The following is a 25,083-nucleotide window of genomic DNA, read 5'->3' as shown; positions in this document are numbered from 1 at the left end:
AAAAAAAAAGAAAGAAAATTCTTTATTTTTATACATTTGACATAAATTAAAGAATTATGACTGAGAATGAAATATCGTATCTGATTAGGGGAGCAATTTTTAAAGTATATAACAATTTAGGGCCAGGTTTGTTTGAATCTGTTTATGAAAGTGCTTTGTTTTATGAATTAGAAAAACTGGAATTAAAAGTTTTGAAACAAGTTGAAATTATAATTCCATATGAAGAAATAACATTAGACCCTGCATTTAGGATTGATATTTTAGTTGAAAACAAAGTAATAATTGAATTAAAATCAGTAGAAGATTTAGCGCCAATTCACTATAAACAATTAGAAACATATTTAAGATTAACGCAAAAGAAATTAGGCTTGCTGGTAAATTTCAATACAACAAACATTCTTACTGATATTAAAAGAATTGCCAATAAAATCTAATCGGTAGATTATAAAAATAAAATCATTATTAATCTGCTTAAATCTGTAAAATCTGCGTGAAACCAAAATAAAATGAAAACATTTAAATCCATTTTCGAGCAATACAATTGGGATGAAATCCAATCCAGAATATACAAAACCACATCAAAAGATGTCGAACGAACTTTGGCTAAAACCAAATACAATCTCGATGATTTTTTGATTCTGATCTCTCCTATTGCTCAAGATTATTTAGAGCAAATGGCACAAAAATGTCACGAAATTACCAAGAAACGTTTTGGAAAAACCATTCAAATGTACGCTCCGCTTTATTTGAGCAACGAATGCCAAAATATCTGTACTTATTGCGGATTTAGTTTAGACAATAAAATCAAACGAAAAACACTTACTGATGCCGAAATTAAACTCGAAGTTGAAGCCTTAAAAAATACGGGGTTCGATCATGTTTTATTGGTTACGGGCGAAGCAAATTATACCGTGAACATCAATTATTTTCTGAATGCGATTAATTTAATAAAAGAAGATTTTTCGATTATTTCTGTTGAAGTTCAACCGCTTTCTACAGAAGATTATGAGCGTTTGCATGATGCTGGAGTATATTCTGTTTTGGTTTATCAGGAAACGTATCATCAGGACGTTTACAAAAAGTATCATACAAAAGGTAAAAAATCAAATTTCGATTATCGATTGGAAACTCCTGACCGAATTGGAACTGCTGGAATTCACAAAATTGGTTTAGGCGTTTTATTAGGTTTGGAAGATTGGCGAACGGATAGTTTTTTCAATGCTTTGCATTTAGATTATTTGCAGAAAAAATATTGGCAGACTAAATATTCGGTTTCTTTTCCGCGCCTTCGTCCTGCTGAAAGCATTATCGAGCCTAATTTTATTATGGACGACAAAGATTTGACACAGCTAATTTGCGCTTACCGATTATGGAATGAAGATTTGGAAATTTCGATTTCAACCAGAGAAAATGAAAAATTCAGAAACAATATTATTCCAATTGGAGTTACAAGTATGAGTGCTGGATCTAAAACAAATCCGGGTGGTTATGTGGTTGATCCGCAGTCTTTGGAACAATTCGAAATCAGTGATGAACGTTCTGCTGAAGAAATTTCAAAAATCATCAAAAATGCTGGTTACGAACCAGTTTGGAAAGATTGGACAAAAGCTTTTGTTTAAATTCCAAATCCCAACATCAATCTAAAATCTAAAATTAATCAAATGAGTATTATTCAAGAATTCCTTCGTTATAACAGACAGACTATACTTCCTGAAATTGGCGACGAAGGCCAGGAAAAACTAAAAAAAGCTAGAGTTTTAGTAATTGGTGCGGGCGGTTTAGGTTGTCCGATTTTACAATATATTTCCACCGCTGGAGTTGGTTTCATCGGAATTATGGATTTTGACACTATCGAAATTCATAATCTTCATCGACAAATTTTATATACCGAAAATGAGATTGGACAACATAAATCGATTGTTGCTAAAGATGTGGTTTCTAAATTGAATCCGTTGATTGAAGCTATTGCTATTAATGAAAAATTAACGGCTGAAAATGCATCAAAAATCATTGAACAATATGATATTGTTGTGGATGGATCGGATAATTTTTCTACTCGTTATTTGGTGAATGATACTTGTGTTAAGTTCAATAAACCTTTGGTTTATGGAAGTATTTTAAAATTTGAAGGACAAATTGCTGTTTTCAATCATAATGGAAGTAAAAATCTCCGTGATTTATTTCCCGAAATGCCAGATCCGAAAGATGTTCCGAATTGTAATTTAAATGGCGTTTTAGGAACTTTGCCGGGAATTATTGGCAATATGATGGCGCACGAAACCTTAAAATTGATTTTAGAATTACCAACTTTAAATAATGAATTGGTTCTTTTTAATACTTTAAACTGGAGCTTTACGAAGTTGAATTTCTAAAAAACAACCTCATCGCCTACGCTAATAATTCCTGAATTTAAGCTTACGAGATTAGTCCCAAATAAAACAGAATTATCTACATTTCTGTATTTGCTTAAGGTTTTTAAAGGTTCTTTTTTTACAATTCCTTTCTGCGGATCGTTATTTACCATAATACATCTTCCGCAAGGTTTTATATTTTTAAATTGAACTTCTCCAATTGTAAAAGACTTAAAATCATCTTCTTCATGTGCTTTTTTTGTACTCACAACAATGTTCGGTCGAAATCTTTTTATGGTAATTTTCTCTTCTAATTTTCCATTTAAAAAATCAAGACTTTCAGTTCCGATTAATAAGTACGGGTATCCATCGGCAAGACTAACATTATACGTTTCATTTGTTCTCGAACTTTCATGTTTACGGGCACCAATTGTATTAATTTTTACCAATCTGCATTCGAAACCTAATTTATCGCTAAACCATTTCGATGAATTTTTATTTACTTCAAAAACTTCACTTTTATCATCCCAAACTTGAGATTCTATTGCGTTTTGTAAGTGTTCTTTTGTAGAAAATTCATGCGTTTCTCCTTCAAAAGTAATTTGAATTTTATCACCTAAAATCTCTGGATAAAACTGACTCATTATTGGATATTCCCTTTGGGTAACATGAACATTTTCAGCATTAATCAACATCCATCTTCTGTCATTTTCAAAGCCCATTTCTTCTGCATTGGCACTTTTCAAACTAATACCTGCCAAACTTTTTATAGGGTAGATATAAATTTCTTTTACACTGTAAACTGCACTCATTTCTATTTACTTTTTAAAATGGACATAAATTCTTCACGATCAATTTCGCGGCAACCCAAACTTTCCAAATGCGGATTATAAACCTGGCAGTCGAGCAATTTGTAATTTTCTTTTTTCAAATACAAAGCTAAAGCAATAAATGCTGTTTTTGAAGCATTTGAAACTTTAGAAAACATACTTTCTCCGCAAAAAACATCTCCCAAATCAATTCCGTACAAGCCTCCAACCAAAACATCGTCTTGCCAAACCTCAACAGATTTAGCAATACCTTCTTCGTTTAGCTTGCAGTATGCTTCAATCATTTCGTCAGAAATCCAAGTTCCGTTCTGACCGTCGCGTTTTATCTGCTGGCAATTGGAAATTACTTCCCTGAAATTTTTATTGTAAGTAACCTTAAAGATTTTCTTATTGAGAATCTTTTTCATGCTTTTGGATATCACCAATTCATCAAAAAACAATACCATTCTCGGATCTGGAGCCCACCAAAGAATGGGTTCCCCTTCATTAAACCAAGGAAAAATACCGCTTTTGTAAGCCAGCAACAAACGTTCTGAACTTAAATCGCCACCGATTGCCAAAACACCTTCTTCATCTGCTTCGGTAACTGGCGGAAAAAATAAATCGTTGAATAAATAATACATCTTTTAAAATAATCAAATTTTAAATTCCATCATTTCATTTCTCCTTTCAGTTGAAATGATAAAAATAGCTTAAAAATAAAATTCCAAACTCCAAATTCAGTCGAATGAATTGGAATTTGGAATTTAATCCCGATAGCTATCGGGATGTATTTCTAAACTCTTAGAACGGTAAATCGTCTGGTTCGTCTTCGTTTATGCTTGTTGCTGGTGCAAAAGTTTCTGCAGCTGGCATTGGCGCACCTTGGCTAGGTCCTTCTGGAGCTAATTTTTCGATTCTCCAACCTTGAATACTATTGAAATATCTAGTTTCTCCTTGTGGATTAACCCACTCTCTTCCTCTTAAATTGATAGAAACTTTTACTGCATCTCCTTGTTTATAGCTACTCAATAAATCGCATTTATCTTGTGTAAATTCGATTAAAATATGTTGTGGATACTGCTCCTCAGTAGTAACAACTAACTCTCTTTTTTTGAATGAGGCACTAACTTGCTGCTCTGGGTTAACCACTTTTACTTTTCCTGTAACTTCCATCTTCGTCTATATTAATTATTGTTTCTATTTCTTTATTTCTTAGCTAAAAGCACTTTCCAAGCCGATTCTACATAGCCATTATCCAAATATTTTTTAGCCTCTAAGTGTACTTTTTTCTGGTCATCTGAGCTTAAAACTCCTTTGACTGCGAAATTTTCTTTCACAAATATAGTAACTTCTTCAATTGTAGGCAAGGCTTCAATGTTACCAAGTTTTCCTAAATCATTACCATCAAAAACATCACTTTCTTTTACAAAATTAGGTATCACATCTACTCCTACTCCTAGTGTTGTCAAAGGTTTTGCCACTTCAAAAAGTCCTTGATTTGATCTTGAATACCAGTTATTTCCAAGTCGTGAAACCAAATCAATTTTGTGCTGGTCGATTGCTCCATTTTCATCCAAAATAGATTCAGCGATATGAATTTTCACAACTTCGCACAAAATCAAATTTCCCGCTCCTCCTTCTGTTCCTAACGGAATAATCTGCGTAATCTTGCATTCAAACTGAACTGGAGATTCTTTTACGCGATATGGTTTTACCAAATCTGACGGAATTTGCGTTAATCCCGCTTTAATAAATTCGTTTACTCCATCTCCATATTCTGTACTTGCCAAAGAAGTTTGTTGTACGATATCGTAATTTACAACATTTATTACTACTTCGCGAGTCGCTTCGGCATTAATCAAAGTATGTTTAATTGTATTGTCGCGAACACGTCTTGATGGCGAAAAAACCAAAATTGGAGGATTGGCACTGAACACATTAAAGAAACTAAACGGAGATAAATTTGGAATTCCTGATTCGCTAATTGTGCTCGCAAAAGCAATCGGTCTCGGCCCGATTGAACTCTGTAGATAGCCCTGCAACTTGGCCGTTGGAATTTCTTTTGGATTAATGCTAATCATACTTTTTTATTTAAACAGAATCTCACTTTATTCTGTTACAAAAGTATTGAAATCGTTTAATTAGAAGAAATAGTTTTGTAGATAAAACGAAAAATCTTTAAGCTTTAGCAAAATATAAAATGTGTATATTTCGTTATATTTATACCTCAAAATAACTGATATGTCTTTTTCTGAAAGAACAAATACAACGCGCTGGATTATTATTTCTGTTTGCTTTATAATCATTTCTCTAATTCTTTGGAACACTTATTCTTTCTTCCAAATTTTTAAAAATGAAGAACGTTTAAAAATGAACCTTTTTGTAAACGCGCAAATTACCCTAGTTAATGCAAACGAAAATACCGACGTAGAACTCCCGCTTCAGATTTTTAGCAACAACACCTCTATTCCGGGCATCATAATGCTTTATGATAACGTTGTGAGCTCTGTAAACGTTCCTGAAGAAATTCTTAATGATAAGAAAAAAAGAGCAGCCTTTTTAAATAAGCTAAAAAACGAAAACGAACCTATTACTTTTGAATATGCGCCAGGAAAATACCAGACCTTATATTATGGTAATTCTGCGTTGCTAAACAAACTTAAATATTATCCGATTGCCTTACTTCTGATTATATTCTTGTGTATTGCTTTGATTTATAATTTTTACAAAAGCACAAAAATGGCAACCCAAAACAAACTTTGGGCAGGAATGGCAAAAGAAACAGCACATCAAATTGGAACTCCGCTTTTTTCATTAATTGGTTGGGTTGAAATTTTAAAAACTGAAGATATTGATCCTTCTATTAGTATCGAAATCGAAAAAGACATTGAACGCCTGCAGACTATTACAGATCGTTTTTCAAAAATTGGTTCAATTCCGGTTTTAGAACTTCATGATATTGTTGAAGAAACAAAAACGGCTTATGAATATTTGCAATCTCGTTTTTCTAAACAAGTTGCATTTTCGTTTCAAGCGCCAAATAAACCTATTTTAGGAATGATAAACCCAACATTGCACAGCTGGACTATCGAAAATTTGGTGAAAAATGCAATTGATGCCATGAAAGGAAAAGGAACTCTTGATCTTCAAATTGAACAAGATGCTCATCAGATAAAAATCAATATTAAAGATTCGGGAACTGGAATTCCTAAAAAGCAGTTTAAAACTATTTTTGAAACTGGATATACGACAAAAAAACGCGGTTGGGGACTTGGCCTTTCTTTAACGAAACGAATTGTAGAAGAATATCACAACGGAAAAATTAAAGTCCTTAATTCTGAAATTGGAAAAGGAACCACTTTTCAAATAGCATTAAATAAAAAAGTGCAGTAATTGATTTTACTGCACTTTAAATATATAACTAAGGCTTCGACTTCGCTCAGCCTGACAATTCTGTATTACAAATTAGATTGAATATCTTTTGCTAAAGCTTCGAATTCTTCTTTAGAAAGTGATACTTTATTTATGAAACGCATTTCATCCATTTCGTTTAACGGAATCAAATGTACGTGTGCATGAGGCACTTCAAGTCCGACAACTGCAATTCCTACTCTTTTGCATGGAACTGTTTTTTCTAAAGCTGCGGCAATCTTTTTAGAAAACTTCATTAAACCTAAATACAGCTCTTCATCCATATCAAAAATCTTATCGATTTCTTGTTTTGGAATACAAAGTGTATGTCCTTTCGCATTTGGATTTACATCCAAAAATGCTAAAAAGTTTTCGTCTTCAGCAATTTTGTATGCGGGAATTTCTCCGTTTACTATTTTAGTGAATATTGATGCCATTTTGTTTATTTGTTTAATCGTTTATTCGTTTAACCGATTTAAGGATTTAACGAATAAACTAGAATTAGTCTCTTGAAATTTCAAGAATTTCAAATTTAAGAACTCCGTTTGGAACAGTAATTTCAGCTACTTCTCCAACAGATTTCCCTAGTAAACCTTTCCCGATAGGAGAAGTTACAGAGATTTTTCCAGTTTTTAAATCGGCTTCGCTTTCAGCAACAAGCGTATATTTCATTTCCATTCCGTTGCTTTGATTTTTGATTTTTACATTCGATAAAACCAAAACTTTAGAAACATCCAATTGAGATTCGTCAATTAATCTTGCATTTGCATAAACTTCTTCCAGTTTAGCAATTCTCATTTCTAATAAACCTTGTGCTTCTTTTGCTGCATCATATTCTGCATTTTCAGACAAATCACCTTTATCTCTTGCGTCTGCAATATCTTGAGATGCCTTTGGACGCATTACACTTTTCAGGTGCTCCAATTCATCTTTTAATTTTTTTAATCCTTCAGCTGTATAATAAGATACTTTACTCATAACTTCATCGTTTATATAAATACAAAAAATCCCATCGCGACGGGATTTTCTTACCACAAATATACTATAATTTTTAATAGTACATAATTATATGTTAATCATATAGATTTCAAATCTAAATAAATTATTTTTGTTTTTAACTAATTCTTATTCAAATAATGAAAAAAATCTGGTTTTTTATCGCATTTACTGCTATTTTATTCTCTTGCAGTGACAACAACAGAAGCAACAGCAATCCTTACATCCCTAATTATTCTATAAATGCATATCTTGACACCAATTTGCCAACATACAACAAATTGTTGTACCCTAGTAATCCTGTTTATGTTTCCAATTATGGCGCAAAAGGAATTATAGTAATGAAAACCGGAGAAGGAACCTATACTGCTTTTGATGCTGCGTGTCCAAATCAAGCGCTAACTTCTTGCACAGCCATGACATTAGACGGAATTTACGCTGTCTGCTCTTGCGATAAAACTCAATATAATTTATTTACGGGACTTGGAGGAAAGGAATATCCGATGAAACAATATCGTGTTGAATCTTCTGGAACTGTAATTCACGTATACAACTAAAAACAAAAAAGCCTGAAAGTAAATTTTCAGGCTTTTTTTGTGTTTTAACTTAATTAGAATTTCAAATTCAAACCAATTAAGAAGTTTGTTCCTGCTTGAGGATAGTAATATGGATAAACATCCCACATTGCTCCGTTTGAAACATATTTTTTATCGAAAATATTATTTACCAAAGCCGTAATAGTTATTGATTTAAATATCTTGTTTGGTTTTATTTCGTAAGAAGCATTAAAATCGTTTACAAAGTAATCTGCCAATTTTGCTGCCGGAAGTTCGATATTATTCATGTATTGTTCGCCAACATATTTTTGCAATAACGAAAGGTATAATCCTTCAATTGGTTTGTACACCACAACGTTTCCTGCGATAACTTCTGGAGAATACGCAATTTTTGTTGTTCCGTAATATTCGCCATCAACTGCCAAATCAACATTTTTGTTGCTGCTTAAAGTAAAGTTTGGTCTTAAAGTAAATTTCTCAGAAAGTGCAATTGTTGCATCAAACTCAAAACCTAAACGGTAACTTTTCTCCGTATTGGCACGAATCGGATTTCCAACATCGTCTAATCTTCCTGTTAAGATTAACTGATCTTTGTAAGCCATGTAATAAACGTTAGAATTCAATTGGAATTTCTCTGTATTGTATCTCCATCCTAACTCATAATCGTTTAATTTTTCTGGTTTTACATTTCCTCCTTCGTAATCGGTTCTGTTTGGCTCACGATTCGCTCTAGCATAAGAAAAATACAAAGTACTGTTTTGAGTAAAAGCATAATTCAAACCTGCTTTCGGATTGAAGAAATTGAAATTATCATCGACCAAGCCTGTTTCTGCACTATTCGCTTTATAAGTTACATTTCTATATTGTAAATCTCCATAGAAACTTAATTTTTCTGTGAATTGATAATTTGCTTTCGCGAAAATATTTCCGTCTGTTTTTGCAGAGTAATCATCGTAATAATGATCTCCTAATTCAGATTGAGAAGCATATCTTGCCCAAATCACTTTTCCGAAATGATCTCCTTCATATTTGTTCCAGCCTCCGCCTACAATAACATTCAAATCTTCTGTTACATATTTTGCAGAGAAAGTAGTTCCGTAGAAGTCATTATCCAACCACTTTTGGCGAATCAAATCTGTCGTTGTTACAGCTCCAACAGGATTTAAACCGTACTCCACCATATCTGAATCTTCTTTATAATTTTCGAAATAGCCTTTTCCTTTTGTATAATGAAGCGCGAAGTTTGTACTCCATTTATCTGAAATAGATTCGCTCCAATGCAATTGATAATGATCTTGGTTATAATTATCGGTTTCATTATCGTAAAAACGAACATTTCCAGCTTCATCCGTATACATTCCGGCAGAATTAAAAGTACGATCTCTATTTAAAGTTTCGCCGTCAATTCCGTTCCAAGATTGATATGTTTTTTGAGTTCCTCCAAAAACCAAAGCTTTAATCAAAGTGGTTTTGCCAACATAAGTTCCCTGAAGAAAATATGATTTTAAGTCTGCACTACCGCGATCAATATATCCATCTGTTTTTATTGTAGACAAACGTCCCGCAATTTCAAAATGATCATTCATTAAACCCGTACTGAATTTCACAGTATTTTTAAATGTATTGAAAGATCCTGCAGAACTTGAAATTTCGCCAGTAGCTTTATTAGCATAACTATCTGTTAGCAAATTTAAACTTGCACCAAATGCACCTGCACCATTTGTAGATGTTCCAACTCCACGCTGCAATTGAAGACTTTCTACAGAAGAGGCAAAATCGGGCATATTTACCCAAAACGTTCCTTGGCTTTCTGCATCGTTGTACGGAATTCCGTTTATGGTAACGTTTACACGTGTAGCGTCGCTTCCACGCACACGAATTCCGGTATAACCAACACCGTTTCCAGCATCTGAAGTTGTTACAACCGAAGGAAGATAATTCATCAGAACAGGAATGTCCTGACCTAAATTTCTATACTTAATTTCCTTTTTATCCATATTACTAAAACTCACTGGAGTCTTTGAAGTAACACGAACGGCAGAAACCAAAACCTCATCAAGAGAATTTACTTTTGTAGAATCTTTCTGCTGTTGTTGAGCATAAGATAATAGCGTAAAGAAGAAAGAAGAAAGAAATAAAATAGATTTGGTTCTATTGAGATTTTCAACCTTAGAACCTTTGCAACTTAGTACCTTAGTACATTCAAAAATAGTTTTCATTCGTAAAGAATTACGAATAAAAGGGGGAATTATTCTTTTGTTAAATTAATAAATGTGTTTCACGACAAAATAAAGTGTGCACGCTCGATAGTGTCGTTTATTCCCTTAGCAACATTACTCGCTCAGGTTCTTTGGGTATGATCTCAGCTCGTTATTTAGAGCACCCCTTTGAGACAGTGCAAAGGTAATGTTAAAATATTTAAAACGCCAAAAAAGAAATTCCAAATTCCAAACAGTTTAATTGCTTTGGAATTTGGAATTTTTTCTTTTGAATTTAATCTATGTTTGGTTTTCTTCGAGATTGTTTCAAATCAGAAACATTCTTTTTGTCTTTAATTCTCTTTTTAATTACCGCTTTCGGAACTTTAGTAGCCTTTCTAACTTTCGGAACGTACAATCCTTTTTTAATGATTTCTAAAAATCGTTTGATAACTATATCTTTGTTTTTAAGCTGACTTCGATCTTCGTCACAATTTAAAATCAGAATATTTTCAGAAGTTAATCTTGCTGATATGTTATCTTGCAAAAGCAGTTTTTCTTCATCAGACAAAGCTTGAGAAGCATTCAAATCAAAATTCAAAACTACTTTTGACGAAACTTTATTTACGTTTTGTCCGCCCGAACCACTGCTGCGAACGGCTTTAAAATTTAATTCTGATATGATTTTTTCTGCATCCATATTATTGTGGCTGATGTGCCGCTTTCAATAAATCATTTACTGTTTTTACCGGATTAAAAGTAATCAAAGGAACAGCAACAAAAATAGTTAGCCAATTTGCCATTGAACCATTCCATAATCCTGGTAATTCATAATTTTTAACAGGCTTGCCGTCAACACTTTTTTCTACAATAAATCCAGCCTTTTGATCAACAAATTCTAATAGATTAAAACTTTCATTTTTGTAATTCTTAATTCCGCAAACTAAATCTACTGGGTTAAAATGCGTTGCTTCTGCCAAGATTTTTTCTTGTTTTTTATCCTGCAAATCTATTTGTGAGGTTTCTACAATTTGAAGTGATTTTATTCCTTTTCCACTTAAAACCCAGAAAGGACCTCCACCAGGCTCTCCTTCATTCTTAACCATTCCGCAAACGCGAATTGGTCTATTCAAAAGCTCTTTTAGTTTGCTTATTTTATTTTCAAAAGTAAATTTATTGAAGTCTGTTGTCATTTCAACATTAAAGTCTTTCTCCAAAAAATGAAGTATTCCTTCAATATTCTCTTCTTTAATTTTTCCTTGGTCAATTAATCTTAAATTTTCAAAAACTTTTTGCTGCATTTCGATTAAAATACCTGCCAAAGACTTTTTATATAAGGTAATTTGATCAATATGATTTTGAATTACATTATCTATATTTTTAATAAAAATGACATCAGCATCAAGATTATTCAGGTTTTCAATCAAAGCCCCATGTCCTCCAGGTCTAAAAATCAGATTGCCCTCTTTATCTTTTACCAGTTTGTTTTTTGTATCAATTGTGATCGAATCTGTGCTTTTGCTTTGATAAGAATATCCTATATTGATCTTAATTCCTGACGGTTTTTCAATTTTTTCTTTTACTTCCAGAACTCCTTTTTCAAATAAATCCTGGTGTATTTCTGAAACCGTAAAATGTAAGTTAGAAATGTTTTTAGATGAAGCATAATGCACACATTCATTCAAATGTTCCTCAATCGGATTGGCAATATGAGTTTTGTATTGATGAAAAGGTAAAACAGCCTTAGGTTTATTTGCTGAATTAAAATAATCTGGAGACAATAGCAATTTTATAAAATAATAATTTTTATAATCTCTTTCTAAAGTCTCAAAATCAGAATAAATTTCTCTTAACTTTTTATCTACTGTTTCAAAAAACGGAAATTTCTCCATACCAACAATAAAGATGGCAAGCTCTTTATCGTTTTTTCTGTTGATGTAAGCATTTATAGTTTCTTTTTTAATGTCAAAATCATTTAGAAACGCTGTTAAAAATTTATACATCCTTGTAGCGGCACCAGAAGCAGGAACAAATTTTTTAATTTTAAATTTATCTTTCTGTTCATCAAAAAACAAAGCTTTCTGCTGAAATTCGTTATCTGACAAATTTAAAATACCGTCATTTATAGTGGCCGGTCTAATAAGATTACTTTTAGCGATACCTTTTTTAAAACTTTTTAGTTGTTTTAAAATAGCATCAAAAGAAATTCCGCGATTATATATCTGCACAAAATCATTTGGAGAGAAATCATGTTCTTTAGCAATAGTCAAATTATCGATAATAGCGGTTGCTTTCGCCAATCTCGTTTCTTTATCACCAGATAAAATTATGAAAGGCTTTTTTGTATCTATTAAAGTCTGTTTAAAAACCGAAAAAACGGTTTCACGTCCTTTGGGAGTATCACGAATATCGTCTTTTTCCCAAGGCACATCAATATCAGTCAAGAAAAATAAATCGTATTCGTGTTTTAATGCCGCTTCATTCAAAAGCGGATCACAAAAACCGTAATACATTTCAGAAAATACTTTGGTGACCATCAAGTTGGTATCGCAGAACAAATATTTATTTGCGTTTTCCAATTTTTCGTTTTCCAATGCAGTCTGTCCGTAAGCAATAGGCATCATATCATCGGCCACGCAAATATGCTTATTTTCCTCCCATTTTTTTTGCAAATAATCACGTGCAAACTCAGGAACCCATTCTGTTTCGTAGTAATCTGCAAGTTGCTTTGCTAATGTTGTTTTACCTGTACTTTCAGGGCCAAACAAAGCAATTTTTATGATGGTTGTTTTTTGCTGTCTAAGATCTTTCTCCATTCTAAATAAGCTGAAATAGCTAAAATTGTAAAAATTATATACTGAAGTGACAGCATCCCTAAGCCGCGATAGGCATAAAGAGGCACAACAATAATATCACCAATAATCCAAAGTGTCCAGTTTTCTATTTTTTTTCTGGCCATGTACCACATTCCAGCAAAAAATATTCCAGACGAAATCATATCAACATAATTGTCTTTATGAATTTCATAATCAAAATACTTATAAATCCCGAAAACTACAAAAACGGTTATAATAAACAGTAAGATTCCGATTATTTTTTCATTAAAATTTGTACGGGTAATCGGCAGATTGTCTTCAGCAGTTCCTCCTTTTGCCCATACATACCAGCCGTAAATACTCATTATTGAGAAATAAGCATTAATAATCATGTCTCCTATGTAACCTGCAATATAAAGCAGATAAACGGATATAACTGTAGCGATTAATCCTGTCGGATATACCCAAATGTTTTCTTTTTTTGCAAACCAAACGCTCAAAATTCCGCAGACGAAAACTAAAAACTCTAAAGCAATATGCCATAGCGGTGCATTTTTATAACTTTCTAGAAAAAAATCTATCATCGGAAATATGGTATTTGGCGTTTATTGTTCAAAAAAATGGCTGTCATTTTCAAAAGCAGTTCCAATAACCACCAAATCTGCTCCAGCCTGATATGCTTTTTGAATTCCATGCAAATCTACAATTCCTCCACCAACAATAACAGGAATTTCAATATTTTGAGAAACCAGTTCAATCATTTCTGCCGGAACAGGCTGTTTTGCACCACTTCCCGCTTCTAAATAAATCAATTGATTGCCTAGCATTTCTCCCGCTTGAGCTGTTGCTAAGACTAAATCAAGATTTTCTCTGCTTAAGGGTTTTGTTTTACTTACACGAGCAACTGCAGTTTCATTACCGCTTTCTATTAAAATATAACCTGTAGAAATAACCTCGAGATTTGTCTTTTTAAGAATTGGAGCTGCTTGAACCTGATATTCGATCAAATAATCTGGATTTCTCCCAGACAATAAAGACAGAAACAAAATACCATCTGCTTTTGGCGAAATCTGAGAAGGATCTCCTGGAAACAAAATAACAGGCAGAATTGTCTTTTGTTTTAATGCAGCAATTAATTCTTCTAAAATATTGTTCTGAACAATACTTCCTCCAACAAAAATATGTGTTGCCGGAGATAAATTAATTTTCTCAATTAAATGATTTAAATTTTCCAACACAATTTTATCTGGATCCAAAAGCACTGCCAATAATTTTTGGCCATTGCTTTTAGCTTCTAAAATCTGTTGTCTAATCGTGAGTAATTGTTCTTGCATACAAGGTGTAAAAGTAAAAGTTTTTTAATGTAGAAGAACTATCTTGAATGAATTATATTTGTTGAACGTTTTTTTATAACGTAAATAATACATTATGATTACAGTTGAATTACTAGAAAAGTACGGTGTTCTAAAAAAATCATTTGCCAAAAATGATATTATTTTTGAAGAAGGAAATCTGCCATTGCACTATTATCAAATTATTTCTGGAGAAATAAAAATGAGCAATTATAATGATGACGGACGCGAATTCATCCAAGGTATATTTTATAAAGGACAGTCTTTTGGCGAACCTCCCTTATTCTTAAATCAAAAATATCCTGCAAATGCAGTTGCTGTAGAAAACACTGAGATTTTTATTCTTCCAAAAGAAAGCTTCATGAAGCTATTAGAAGAAAATCCAAAATTCAGCATTAAAGTGATTGAAAATCTTGCGCAACGATTGTATTATAAATCGGTTATGGCGGCAGAAATATCTACGCATGAACCAGAACATCGTGTCTTAAAACTAATAGATCACGGAATCGCTTATTTCAATTTTCAGAAAGATAAAAACGGATATCTGATTAGTTTTACGAGACAGCAAATTGGAGATTTAACCGGTTTACGAGTTGAAACTGTTATTAGAACCATAAAAGCATTGGAAAAAAAAGGCGAATTGAAGATTATTAATCGAAAAGTATACAGATAAAAAAATTCCCATTTTATGATTAAAATCATAAAATGCAGCTGTATTGTCGGCGTAAATTTGTTGATATAAAAAACTGAATATCATGACACTATATCAAACAACATTCGACATTTTCAATAGAAATTATATGGGTTCTGCTGCAATGGCAGTAATTGGACAAAGCTGTTTAGGAGGCGCTGCTGCAATGTACGTTTTAGCTAACGGGACTTCAATTCCGCAAATGATTCAACTAGGAATTATTGTTTTAGCTTGTGTATTCGCAAACACGTCTATCTTAGCACAAATGAAACATAAAGTAGTTTTCAACCTTATTGTGTTAAGCGGATTTTTAAGCTTGTTCTTTATACTTTTAAATAGTTTAATTCTATGAGAAAACAAATAAAAAATAGAGCTGATGTTTCCTTTTTGGTTCATCAGTTTTATGCTAAAATAAGAGCCGATGAAGAAATCGACTTTTATTTTAATGAAATGATTTCTGATTGGGACGCACATCTCGAAAAACTAACTGATTTTTGGGAAACCAATTTATTCGGTGTTCGCAAATACAAAGGAAATCCGCATGCTGTGCACAATGAAGTTGATGCTCATTTTGACGAAAAAATCACATCAAACGAATTCGGAATTTGGTTGAATCATTGGTTTCAAACCATTGACGAACATTTTGAAGGCGAAAATGCTGACACATTAAAAAGACGTGCCAGAAAAATGAGTACTTTTTTGTATATGAGTATGTTTCAACATCGTCAGAAAGAAAGTGAAGTTTAAAACTGAAAACTGAGACTGAGACTAAAAACTATTTCTCAAAAGCATAAACCAAAGTAAACTTACCCTCAAAATTATTTGATTGGACTTCTTGATAATGCACATCAAAATCCTTAATCAAATTATCAAAATGAAGACTTGCCTGCGTTTGGGTTTCTCCTAAAGAAAAGTTGCTCACATTAATATGATCTTTAAAACTAATACCTTTTTCATTTCTGATTTTAAAGATCGCCTCTTTGGCTCCCCAGATTACGGTAAGTTTTTTTATGTATTCTTCTGTAGACGACGGATCTAAATAATCGCATTCGAAATCTGTGAACTTATCTGCAATTCTCTGAATTTTTTCTCGTTGCAATTCCATGTCAATTCCGACCTTTTCATGGCTTATGATAATTGCCGCAAAATGGTAAGAATGCGTAATTGAAATATGATTATGACAATCGAAATAAGGTTTCCCGAATTCGTCATAATGCAGATCTTTATCTGTAAAACCCATTTCCTGAATCAGCATACGAACGCTCAAAAAAGCACGCTGATGCATTTGAGACTTCATTCCGTCCAATCTCTTTTGTGTTTTCTCTTTTAAAACAACTTTACTCAATAATTCTTCGAGAGATTCTGTTATTTCCCAAATTAAAAGTTTCGTCGAAGAATTATAGTTGATAGTTTTATAAAGTGGCATTACTTTTTTGTTTCAAATTAGAAATATTTGTACTGTATTTTTCTGATATACAAAATAAAAAATATTATTTATATCTGCATTCATTTCGTAAATTTACAACTTTTACAAAATATCTACCTTAATTAGAGTATTCATAAAGATTGTCTTTGCAAGTGACTAACAAAAATAAAGTATCAAAAAGAATTATTGAGCAATTTTTATTTCCTAGTGTTACACTTAATCGTACAAAATTACAAAAAACTGTCACAGGAAAAACCATTGTTATAACAGGTGCTAGTTATGGCATTGGAGAGCAATTAGCACTTCTTTTTTCTACCTACAATGTAAAACTAATATTAATTGCTCGAACTGCCGAAAAATTAAACGCAATAGCAGATATTGTAAAAGAAAATGGCTCTCTTTGTAATATAATTGTAGCCGATTTTTATCAGGAAACTGAAACTGAGCGAGCAATTAAAGAGCTTTTTACTTTAACTGATACAATTGATATTTTTATTTCCAATGCAGGAAAATCGATTATGCGTTCGTTAGAAAACTCTCTAACAAGATATCACGACTTTACAAGAACAAACTCCCTTAATTATCTAGCGCCAGTTAACTTAATCTTAGCAACTACTCCATTAATAAAAGCTACTAAAGGCCAAATAATTAACATTTCGGCAATAAATGTATTATTGTTGCCTGCTCCAAAATGGGCGGCTTATCAAGCTTCAAAAACAGCTTTTGATCAATGGTTTAGATGTAATCTTACCGAGTGGAAGATTATGAAAATACAAGCAAAAACAATTTATTTGCCTTTGGTAAACACTAAAATGATTGCTCCAAACGAAAAGTACAAAAATTTTCCTGCCATGCAGCCTGAGCAAGCTGCGTTTAGAATTGCAAAACTTATTTACTCATCAAAGTCTTATGATAAACCTTGGTGGCTGTTATTTTTGCAGACAAGCAGTTTTTTTGGAAAATACATTTGGGAGAAAATTTCATTTTTATACTTGAAAAAACAAAATGAAAAAAGTATCTAAATTAAATATTTTAGGATTTAAGGAAATTTTCGCAATAGCAAAATCTATAAACAAACACGGATTTACCCTATTGGCATTACTGGATTCTGTGAAAAAGACGAATGAAAAAGAGGCTTACATTGAAGACGAATATGAGCATTTATCTTATTCTGAATTGTATAGGGAATCTGTTTTGATGAGCTATTACTTAAATGAAAAATATAACATTAAATCTAATAGTAAAGTTGTTATTGCAAGTTCGAATTCTGTACAATTTGTAAAATCCTTATTTGCAGTTTCTGGTTTAGGCAGTGCTATTTTTTTATTAAACCCTAATCAAAAAAGAGACTATTTTACTGCTTTTTTAAAAACTCAAAAAGTTGATTTAATAATAGCAGAAAGAGAAAGTTTAAATAATTTCTCCTCTCTCCAAATCCCTTTGTTTTGTTATGATGAAATTATTGATTTAAATATCAATCCCAACAAAAAAAATATTTTAAAACGAAAAAAAGGAAGCATTGCTGTTTTATCGAGCGGCACTAAAGGAATACCTAAAATTGAAAATCGAAAATTCAGCATACAAAAAATCCTAAATCCTTTTTTTGATATCATTCAAAAATTACATTTAAGAAAAAACAAATCTACATTAATATCAATTCCTCTTTATCACGGATATGGGATTGCCGCATTATTGCTGTCCCTTTTTATGACTCAAAAAATTCGATTATTTAAAGGTTTTGATGCTAACAAAACATCCGAATTTTTAAACCAGAAAGAAATCGATTATTGGATATCAGTCCCACTTATGATTCAAAAAGTATATTTAAAAGAGACTGCTTTAAATATAAAAACTATTATTTCTGGAGGTGATGTCTTGCAATCGAACATTGTTAAAATTATTCACAACAAAACCCCGTTCACAAAATTGTACAATTTATATGGCACTTCAGAAACTGGCGTTTGTACCATTGCAACTCACGAAGATCTATTAAAATATCCAGACACAATTGGAAAGAATATTAAAGGCGTTACAGTTAAAATAAAAAAAACAGATCAAAATTTTGCGACCGAAAATGAAATAGGCAATTTATTTATAAAATGTAAATGGTCGGCAGACAATAAAAATAATACTGATATCGCAACCGGCGATTTAGCTTTAAAAAACAAAGAAGGATATCTTTTTATTAAGGGAAGGCAAGATGATATGATAATTATTGGTGGAGAAAATGTATATCCTATAGAAGTTGAAAATGTTATTTATAAAAATCCGCAAATACAATGGGTAAAAGCAAAAAAAGTAATCGATGAAAATCAAAAAACCAAAATACATGTAGATTTGGTTATGAATCATAAAGCGGTTTTTAATGAAATAGAATTTCTAAATTGGATGTCAAATGAAGTTCCTAATTATATGCTTCCTAAGTTCTTTTCTGTACTCGAAAATATACCTGCTACAAAATTGATATAGTTTTCCTTATCTTTCTGAACAAAAAACACTTAAAGTTCAAAAGATTAAGAAATTAAAGATTTCACAAATCTTCCAGAAAGTAGTAAAAATAAAAACCTATTACGTAAATTTGCAAAAATTTTACAATTATACAAATATAATATAAATGAGTACTACAACTACGCCTTACGTGGCTTATAAAGTAAAAGACATTTCTCTAGCGGCTTGGGGAAGAAAAGAAATTGAACTAGCTGAAGCTGAAATGCCAGGTTTAATGGCACTTCGCGCTGAATACAAAGACGAACAACCATTAAAAGGTGCTCGTATTGCTGGATGTTTACACATGACGATTCAAACTGCTGTTTTGATCGAAACTTTAATTGCTCTTGGTGCTGAGGTTACTTGGTCTTCTTGTAACATTTTCTCTACTCAAGATCAAGCTGCTGCTGCAATTGCTGCTGCTGGAATCTCTGTTTATGCTTGGAAAGGTCTTGATGAGCAATCATTTGACTGGTGTATTGAGCAAACTTTATTCTTTGGTGAAGACAGAAAACCATTGAACATGATTTTGGATGATGGTGGAGATTTAACTAACATGGTTATTGATCGTTACCCAGAATTAGTTGCTGGAATTAAAGGTCTTTCTGAAGAAACTACAACTGGTGTTCACAGACTTTACGAAAGAGTAAAAGCTGGAACTCTTCCAATGCCTGCAATCAACATCAACGATTCTGTTACTAAATCTAAATTTGATAACAAATACGGATGTAAAGAATCTGCTGTAGATGCTGTACGTCGTGCAACTGACTTAATGTTGGCTGGAAAAAGAGTTGTTGTTTGTGGATATGGTGATGTTGGAAAAGGAACTGCTGCTTCTTTCAGAGGTGCTGGTTCTATCGTAACAGTTACTGAAATCGATCCAATTTGTGCTTTACAAGCTGCAATGGACGGTTATGAAGTTAAAAAATTAAACACTGTAATTGCTAATGCTGATATCATCATTACAACTACAGGAAACAAAGATATCGTTCTTGGAGAGCACTTCGAGCAAATGAAAGATAAAACTGTTGTTTGTAACATTGGTCACTTCGATAACGAAATTGATATGGCTTGGTTAAACAAAAACCACGGTGCATCTAAAATCGAAATCAAACCTCAGGTTGACAAATACAACATCGCTGGAAAAGATATCATCATCTTGGCTGAAGGTCGTTTAGTAAACTTAGGTTGTGCTACAGGTCACCCAAGTTTTGTAATGAGTAACTCATTTACAAACCAAACTTTAGCTCAAATCGAATTATGGAACAACAGTGCAGCTTACAAAAATGACGTTTACATGTTACCAAAACATTTAGATGAAAAAGTTGCTGCTTTACACTTAGCTAAATTAGGTGTTGAACTTGAAGTTCTAAGAGAAGATCAAGCTGCTTACATTGGTGTTGAAGTTCAAGGTCCATTCAAACCAGAATACTACAGATACTAATCTATTTTAGATTTAAGATTGTAATCTTAGATTTATTACATATTCAAGCCCGACAAGTTTTAAAAACTTGTCGGGTTTTCTTTTTTATAGTCTTTTCTAAAAGAAAGATTTTTAACAAAAAATTGCACGTTTACAAATATCTATTTACTTTTAATATCGAAATAAGGTTTTATTTATCAAATACTTAAATAGTAAAAACTTGAAAAAATCAACTTATTTAATCGTCTTCTTATTTTTACTAACTCTCCCACAAATTATTTTTTCTCAGGAAAAAAAACCTAAAGTCGTATTAGTCTTAAGCGGTGGTGGAGCAAAAGGAATTGCGCATATCCCGCTTTTACAAAAACTCGATTCTTTGCATATTGTTCCCGATCTTATTGTTGGAAATAGTATGGGAAGCATTATTGGAGGTTTGTATGCTATGGGCTATTCTGAAGACATCATAGAAACAATGACCAAAAATATCAATTGGGACAAACTCCTTGGCGGAGGCCAATCGTTGAGAGCTGTAAGTGCCGAAGAAAAAAGAGAATTTCAAAGATACTTAGTCGGAATAGGAATTAAAGACGGAAAACTCAATAGTATTGGTTCTCTTTTAAATGATCAAAACCTAAGAGAATACCTTTCCGAATTAACCTTTCCTGTTTATAACGTTAAAGATTTTGACAGTCTTCCAATACCTTTTAGAGCCATGGCCACAGATCTGGCTGAAGGCAGAGAAGTTATTTTAAGCAAAGGAAGCTTAGCTTATGCCATGAGAGCCAGTATGTCGTTGCCTGCTATTTTCAAACCAATGCCTTACGAAAAATCAGTATTGGTAGATGGTGGAGTGTTAAACAATTTTCCTACTGACGTTGCTAAACAAATGGGAGCCGACATTATTATTGGTAGTGACGTAGGTGGCGGAATGGAGCCTGTAGACAAACTAAATAATATTATGACCGTCTTAATGCAAACCAGCATGTTTCCGAGTAATATTAAAAATCCTGCAAATAGAGATTTGTGTACCATATTAGTTGATCATCTGCCCAATCTGCGTTTCTCAACAGCCGATTTTGCCGATAGCAACGAAATCTACAAAGACGGAAAAATAGCAACCAATCAAAACCTTCCGGCTTTAATTGCCTTATCCGAAAAGCTAAAAGCATTTCCACAGCGAGTCCACAAATTGCCCGATATGCCCAAAGAATTTGTTCTTGACACTATCGTTTATAAAAAAATCAGCCCAGAAAACCTTCCTTTGGTAATCGGAAGAGCAAATCTTAAAACACATGTAAAATATACCACAAAAGATTTAATTGCAGGACTTAACAGAGCCATGGGAACCAATCTTTTTGAGGAGATAACATATAGTTATTTCATAAAAGACGAAGACAAACTCGGAATTACATTATTCGGATTTGAACGCGCCAAAAATCAGCTGAACACCTCAATTCATTACGATACATATAGAGGTGTCGGAATCATTTTTAATTACACCGGAAGAAACGTTCTAGCAGATGCCTCTCGCCTTTTAATAACTGCCGATATTGCCGAACAGCCCAAAGCAAGAATTAATTATCAGAAGAATTTTGGCGGACACAGAGAATGGTGGTGGCTAACCGAAGCTTATGGCGCTTTTCTAAGACAAGAAATTTACATCAATGGTAAGGCCTCAGACAATATGCTTTATAACGCTTTCGAGTTCAACAATGAAATAAACAGAAATTTAAACTCTCTGAAAAGCTATGTCGGTTTTGGCCTAAACTATCATTACACCCATGTAAAGCCTAAGTACGATCGAGAATATAATCCGAATTCCATTTCTATAAACGATTACAATTTTAACAACATCGAATTCAACATGCACTATTCCTATAACGATATGGATAAAGTGTATTTTGCCACAAACGGAACCATTATAAAATCAAATGTAGCGCGATCGTTTCTAACCAATATCAACGCTACTTTCTCCGATCCAGATTTAACATCCGTTTCTGGCTCAACAAATAATTACACTAAATTTGGTTTCACTCTTGAAAAACGATTAAGAATCAAAAAGAAAATCACAGGAATCGTTGGGTTTGATTCTTATTTTATTTTTCAAGACAAACTCAAAAATGATCAAATTTCATTTTCAGAATTTGGTTATGCCTCAAAATATTTCTTGGGCGGAATAATTCCAAGCTCTGGCAGTAACCGTTTTCAATTAGCGGGTCTGCACGAAGACGAACTCAATGTTACGCAATACATGGGACTCAAACTCGGATCTCAAGTAAATCTTATTGGAAAAATTTATCTCACGCCACATTTTAATATTGCAACCGTTGGCTTCGGCACTTTTGACAACTATATCGACCACACCTTCAATCCAAAAGGAAAATGGGACGACAACATAGAACCGAGCCTTGTTATTTCTGGAGGAGCCGCAGTTTCTTACGAATCCATTTTAGGCCCAATTCATTTTGATACTTCATGGATCAACAACATCGACAAAGTAAGATTCTTTTTTAGCGTCGGATTATCACTAAATCCGTAAAATAAATTAAATCGAAGCCCTTTTTAAATCTAAAATCAGAAATCTATAATCTAAAACAAGTAGGGCGTACCACCATCGCGATAAGAGGGCCAAAATACTTTGTGTTTATTCGCCCTCTTATCGGCATGCTGTCGGGCTATCCGCTCCGCCGCGGCGGATTGCTCCTATCCCTCACGCACACGTAGACCAAGAACCAATTAATTTAACAAGACATTTACAGCTTTATTCGTTTATAACTTTAAATTTGAAGTTCAAACTCATGAAATGACAGCAGAAAACATCTCTCCAATTGCCTTCAAATTAAACTCCGAATTATTAGAAAATATCAATTCTATGGATTTCGAAAACTTAAAAAACAACTTCGGAATTAATTCAGCTGTTTTTGAAGAAATTAAAGAAGAATTATTCGACTATTTTGAAACCGAAAATTTACCGAAACTAAAAATTCTCCAAACCCATTTCGATATTTTTAAATACGATTCTACAGAAGGATTTGGCATCGAAGCAAAAATTTTCACTCTCGACAATAAAGAAACCGAATTGACTTTACACACCGAATTCTGCAATAATAACCTAAGATTTAAGTTAATTGAAGTAATGTAAATCTGCTTTTAAACCCCAAAAACATTAAAAATGATTGAAGAAATTCTATGTGACATACACGGTTCAAAAGAAATGTCTTTCGCTTGCATTCATATCGCAACAGCAATAGATTCAAAAAATCAAGTTGGCTTTTACTATTCCGAAGCCGAAGGAGATCTTCCGCAAATTGCTTGGTGCGGTTCCTGCGAACAATATCTTTTGGATAATGGCGAAGAATGGACAGAAACTTTTCAATCTCTAGCCGATTTTAAAATGTTATGCTCCGATTGTTTTGACGAAGCAAAAAACAACGAAACAGAAGCTCATCTCCGATAAATACCTTTCTATGAAAAAGATTCTTATCCTCTTTATATTTTTTCTTTTTAGTTCCTTGACATTTGCTCAAAGCAATGATATTTGGACTGCATTTCCGAACAAAGACACCACTTTAACCGGATTTAAAGACAAAAACGGCGTAGTAAAAATAGAACCCAAGTTTAGCGGTTTTACCATTGCGCGTAAATTCGAAAATATAATTGCCGTTACCGAAGAAGAAAGTGGAAAATGGAAAAACTATTATTTAACCAAACAAGGAAAGATTGTCGGACGAGACAGCCTATATGTTTTTGACAATGGTCCAGACTGCGAAAACGAAGGTTTTATCAGGTTTACAGATCGTAAAACAGATAAAATGGGAGTCTTTAATGCCGAAGGGAAAATTGTAATTCCAGCAGAGTACAGCTCTTTAACCAAAGTAAAAAACGGACTGACTGCGGTTTTGAAAGATGCTGAAAAAAAACAAGATGGCGAACACTTTTTCTTGACTGGTGGAAAAGAATTTCTAATCGACATCAACAACAAAGTTCTAGTTCAAGATTTTGCTTACAATGAAAATTTAAATTTCTATTCTTTAGAAAAATCAAAAACAAAAAGCACAGATCCAACTCGAGAAAGCTTTCTTGGAGTTGACGGGCAATACTATTCTTTTATAAATTTTGAGAAAGAGTTTAAATATTGGTTAGAAAACACTTTATTAAAGGATTTATCTAAAGCCAATTTAGATAAATATTCTTTCGATAAAATCATCTATTGGAAAGAACCTGACGGTTGGATAGACGCACCTAAAACTAAATTTATCGCTCAGAATTATACGTACTTAAAACTAAAATTGCAGGAACTTAAAAACCCAAAAACAGATTACTTTATTTCTTCTGGCGGATTAAATCCGTTTATTTTCGAATCAGACGAATACAAGATTTACTTTAATAATTGCAACGAATCTAAAGATTGGATTTATCCAACAAAGAGTATTATAATCAATCCAAAAAAACAAACCGATAATGGACAGGATCATTTTGAGTTTCTACGAACAGAAAACGGATACAAATTGATTAGTGTTTCTTCTAGAACAAATACTCTTAAATAATTTTTTCGGCTTTAAA

At 32.8% G+C, this 25,083-nt stretch carries 27 protein-coding genes; 15 read left to right on the top strand and 12 right to left on the bottom strand.

What is annotated here, in order from left to right; translation table 11 throughout:
• Positions 1–56: 56 nt before the first annotated feature.
• From ACE01P_RS16685 to ACE01P_RS16675, 3 genes are all read left to right on the top strand, one after another.
• Positions 57–434: a GxxExxY protein gene (locus ACE01P_RS16685; RefSeq protein ID WP_379700024.1), complete on the top strand. Its 378-nt coding sequence runs from the start codon at positions 57–59 to the stop codon at positions 432–434.
• Between the two features lie 72 nt (positions 435–506).
• Positions 507–1,619 (top strand): 2-iminoacetate synthase ThiH, encoded by a 1,113-nt coding sequence (gene thiH / locus ACE01P_RS16680; RefSeq protein WP_379700023.1) that lies wholly within the window; start codon positions 507–509, stop codon positions 1,617–1,619.
• A gap of 42 nt (positions 1,620–1,661) precedes the next feature.
• Entirely contained in the window at positions 1,662–2,372 is a 711-nt protein-coding gene (locus tag ACE01P_RS16675) for a HesA/MoeB/ThiF family protein (protein ID WP_379700022.1), read from the top strand.
• Here ACE01P_RS16675 and ACE01P_RS16670 read toward each other — a convergent pair.
• The 4 genes from ACE01P_RS16670 to ACE01P_RS16655 form a co-directional block, all read right to left on the bottom strand.
• Positions 2,369–3,163, bottom strand: a complete 795-nt coding sequence (locus ACE01P_RS16670; RefSeq protein WP_379700021.1) for an MOSC domain-containing protein — start codon at positions 3,161–3,163, stop codon at positions 2,369–2,371. The genes ACE01P_RS16675 and ACE01P_RS16670 overlap by 4 nt on opposite strands.
• Positions 3,164–3,165: 2 nt before the next feature.
• A complete protein-coding gene (gene aat, locus ACE01P_RS16665) occupies positions 3,166–3,804 on the bottom strand; it encodes a leucyl/phenylalanyl-tRNA--protein transferase (RefSeq protein ID WP_379700020.1) in 639 nt (212 codons plus the stop codon).
• Positions 3,805–3,964: 160 nt separating this feature from the next.
• Positions 3,965–4,336, bottom strand: coding sequence for a DUF3127 domain-containing protein (locus ACE01P_RS16660; RefSeq protein ID WP_379700019.1), 372 nt, complete (start codon positions 4,334–4,336; stop codon positions 3,965–3,967).
• Positions 4,337–4,368: 32 nt separating this feature from the next.
• Entirely contained in the window at positions 4,369–5,244 is an 876-nt protein-coding gene (locus ACE01P_RS16655) for a flavin reductase family protein (RefSeq protein WP_379700018.1), read from the bottom strand.
• A 160-nt stretch (positions 5,245–5,404) separates the two neighbouring features.
• On the opposite strand from ACE01P_RS16655, the gene ACE01P_RS16650 reads away from it, so the two are divergent.
• Positions 5,405–6,556 (top strand): sensor histidine kinase, encoded by a 1,152-nt coding sequence (locus ACE01P_RS16650; protein ID WP_379700017.1) that lies wholly within the window; start codon positions 5,405–5,407, stop codon positions 6,554–6,556.
• A 65-nt stretch (positions 6,557–6,621) separates the two neighbouring features.
• Here the strand turns inward: ACE01P_RS16650 and ACE01P_RS16645 are convergent, their stop codons facing one another.
• Both ACE01P_RS16645 and greA read right to left on the bottom strand, forming a co-directional pair.
• The gene (locus tag ACE01P_RS16645; protein WP_379700016.1) at positions 6,622–7,011 is read right to left on the bottom strand and encodes an HIT family protein; all 390 of its coding nucleotides are present in this window, start codon (positions 7,009–7,011) and stop codon (positions 6,622–6,624) included.
• A 64-nt stretch (positions 7,012–7,075) separates the two neighbouring features.
• A complete protein-coding gene (greA, locus tag ACE01P_RS16640) occupies positions 7,076–7,552 on the bottom strand; it encodes a transcription elongation factor GreA (RefSeq protein WP_026728641.1) in 477 nt (158 codons plus the stop codon).
• A gap of 158 nt (positions 7,553–7,710) precedes the next feature.
• On the opposite strand from greA, the gene ACE01P_RS16635 reads away from it, so the two are divergent.
• Complete coding sequence (locus ACE01P_RS16635; RefSeq protein ID WP_379700015.1) at positions 7,711–8,127, top strand: hypothetical protein; 417 nt, start codon at positions 7,711–7,713, stop codon at positions 8,125–8,127.
• Between the two features lie 53 nt (positions 8,128–8,180).
• Here ACE01P_RS16635 and ACE01P_RS16630 read toward each other — a convergent pair whose 3' ends face one another.
• From ACE01P_RS16630 to ACE01P_RS16610, 5 genes are all read right to left on the bottom strand, one after another.
• Positions 8,181–10,346, bottom strand: coding sequence for a TonB-dependent receptor (locus tag ACE01P_RS16630; protein ID WP_379700014.1), 2,166 nt, complete (start codon positions 10,344–10,346; stop codon positions 8,181–8,183).
• Between the two features lie 274 nt (positions 10,347–10,620).
• Positions 10,621–11,025 carry an alternative ribosome rescue aminoacyl-tRNA hydrolase ArfB gene (arfB, locus tag ACE01P_RS16625; RefSeq protein WP_379700013.1) on the bottom strand — a complete coding sequence of 135 codons (405 nt, stop codon included), beginning with the start codon at positions 11,023–11,025 and terminating at the stop codon, positions 10,621–10,623.
• Between the two features lies 1 nt (position 11,026).
• Complete coding sequence (locus ACE01P_RS16620) at positions 11,027–13,141, bottom strand: DUF4301 family protein (protein WP_379700012.1); 2,115 nt, start codon at positions 13,139–13,141, stop codon at positions 11,027–11,029.
• Positions 13,102–13,725, bottom strand: a complete 624-nt coding sequence (gene pnuC, locus ACE01P_RS16615) for a nicotinamide riboside transporter PnuC (RefSeq protein ID WP_379700011.1) — start codon at positions 13,723–13,725, stop codon at positions 13,102–13,104. Before pnuC ends, ACE01P_RS16620 begins: the two co-directional genes overlap by 40 nt.
• Positions 13,726–13,746: 21 nt before the next feature.
• Positions 13,747–14,475, bottom strand: coding sequence for a geranylgeranylglyceryl/heptaprenylglyceryl phosphate synthase (locus ACE01P_RS16610; RefSeq protein WP_379700010.1), 729 nt, complete (start codon positions 14,473–14,475; stop codon positions 13,747–13,749).
• 94 nt (positions 14,476–14,569) lie between these two features.
• Between ACE01P_RS16610 and ACE01P_RS16605 the strand changes: the two genes are divergently transcribed.
• The 3 genes from ACE01P_RS16605 to ACE01P_RS16595 all read left to right on the top strand — a co-directional run bounded on the left by ACE01P_RS16605 (position 14,570) and on the right by ACE01P_RS16595 (position 15,931).
• Positions 14,570–15,166: a Crp/Fnr family transcriptional regulator gene (locus ACE01P_RS16605; protein WP_379700009.1), complete on the top strand. Its 597-nt coding sequence runs from the start codon at positions 14,570–14,572 to the stop codon at positions 15,164–15,166.
• A gap of 82 nt (positions 15,167–15,248) precedes the next feature.
• Positions 15,249–15,536 (top strand): hypothetical protein, encoded by a 288-nt coding sequence (locus ACE01P_RS16600; protein WP_379700008.1) that lies wholly within the window; start codon positions 15,249–15,251, stop codon positions 15,534–15,536.
• On the top strand, positions 15,533–15,931 hold the full coding sequence (locus ACE01P_RS16595) for a group III truncated hemoglobin (protein WP_379700007.1): 399 nt from the start codon (positions 15,533–15,535) through the stop codon (positions 15,929–15,931). The genes ACE01P_RS16600 and ACE01P_RS16595 overlap by 4 nt, the downstream gene beginning before the upstream one ends.
• Positions 15,932–15,959: 28 nt before the next feature.
• Here ACE01P_RS16595 and ACE01P_RS16590 read toward each other — a convergent pair whose 3' ends face one another.
• The gene (locus ACE01P_RS16590) at positions 15,960–16,610 is read right to left on the bottom strand and encodes a 4'-phosphopantetheinyl transferase family protein (RefSeq protein ID WP_379700006.1); all 651 of its coding nucleotides are present in this window, start codon (positions 16,608–16,610) and stop codon (positions 15,960–15,962) included.
• Between the two features lie 152 nt (positions 16,611–16,762).
• On the opposite strand from ACE01P_RS16590, the gene ACE01P_RS16585 reads away from it, so the two are divergent.
• From ACE01P_RS16585 to ACE01P_RS16555, 7 genes are all read left to right on the top strand, one after another.
• Positions 16,763–17,632 carry an SDR family NAD(P)-dependent oxidoreductase gene (locus ACE01P_RS16585; RefSeq protein ID WP_379700005.1) on the top strand — a complete coding sequence of 290 codons (870 nt, stop codon included), beginning with the start codon at positions 16,763–16,765 and terminating at the stop codon, positions 17,630–17,632.
• Positions 17,616–19,079, top strand: coding sequence for an AMP-binding protein (locus tag ACE01P_RS16580; RefSeq protein WP_379700004.1), 1,464 nt, complete (start codon positions 17,616–17,618; stop codon positions 19,077–19,079). Before ACE01P_RS16585 ends, ACE01P_RS16580 begins: the two co-directional genes overlap by 17 nt.
• Positions 19,080–19,224: 145 nt before the next feature.
• Positions 19,225–20,541 carry an adenosylhomocysteinase gene (ahcY, locus tag ACE01P_RS16575; protein ID WP_379700003.1) on the top strand — a complete coding sequence of 439 codons (1,317 nt, stop codon included), beginning with the start codon at positions 19,225–19,227 and terminating at the stop codon, positions 20,539–20,541.
• Positions 20,542–20,740: 199 nt separating this feature from the next.
• Positions 20,741–23,059 carry a patatin-like phospholipase family protein gene (locus ACE01P_RS16570; RefSeq protein ID WP_379700002.1) on the top strand — a complete coding sequence of 773 codons (2,319 nt, stop codon included), beginning with the start codon at positions 20,741–20,743 and terminating at the stop codon, positions 23,057–23,059.
• Between the two features lie 264 nt (positions 23,060–23,323).
• Positions 23,324–23,662, top strand: coding sequence for a hypothetical protein (locus tag ACE01P_RS16565; protein WP_379700000.1), 339 nt, complete (start codon positions 23,324–23,326; stop codon positions 23,660–23,662).
• Positions 23,663–23,692: 30 nt separating this feature from the next.
• Positions 23,693–23,977, top strand: a complete 285-nt coding sequence (locus ACE01P_RS16560; protein WP_379699999.1) for a hypothetical protein — start codon at positions 23,693–23,695, stop codon at positions 23,975–23,977.
• Between the two features lie 10 nt (positions 23,978–23,987).
• Positions 23,988–25,067, top strand: a complete 1,080-nt coding sequence (locus tag ACE01P_RS16555; protein WP_379699996.1) for a WG repeat-containing protein — start codon at positions 23,988–23,990, stop codon at positions 25,065–25,067.
• Positions 25,068–25,083: the final 16 nt, after the last annotated feature.

Source organism: Flavobacterium sp. HJSW_4, from assembly GCF_042436695.1.
In the GTDB taxonomy this organism is placed as follows: Bacteria; Bacteroidota; Bacteroidia; order Flavobacteriales; family Flavobacteriaceae; genus Flavobacterium.
The sequence above is the reverse complement of the archived record's forward strand: the minus strand, read 5'-3'. Positions and strand labels throughout refer to the sequence as shown.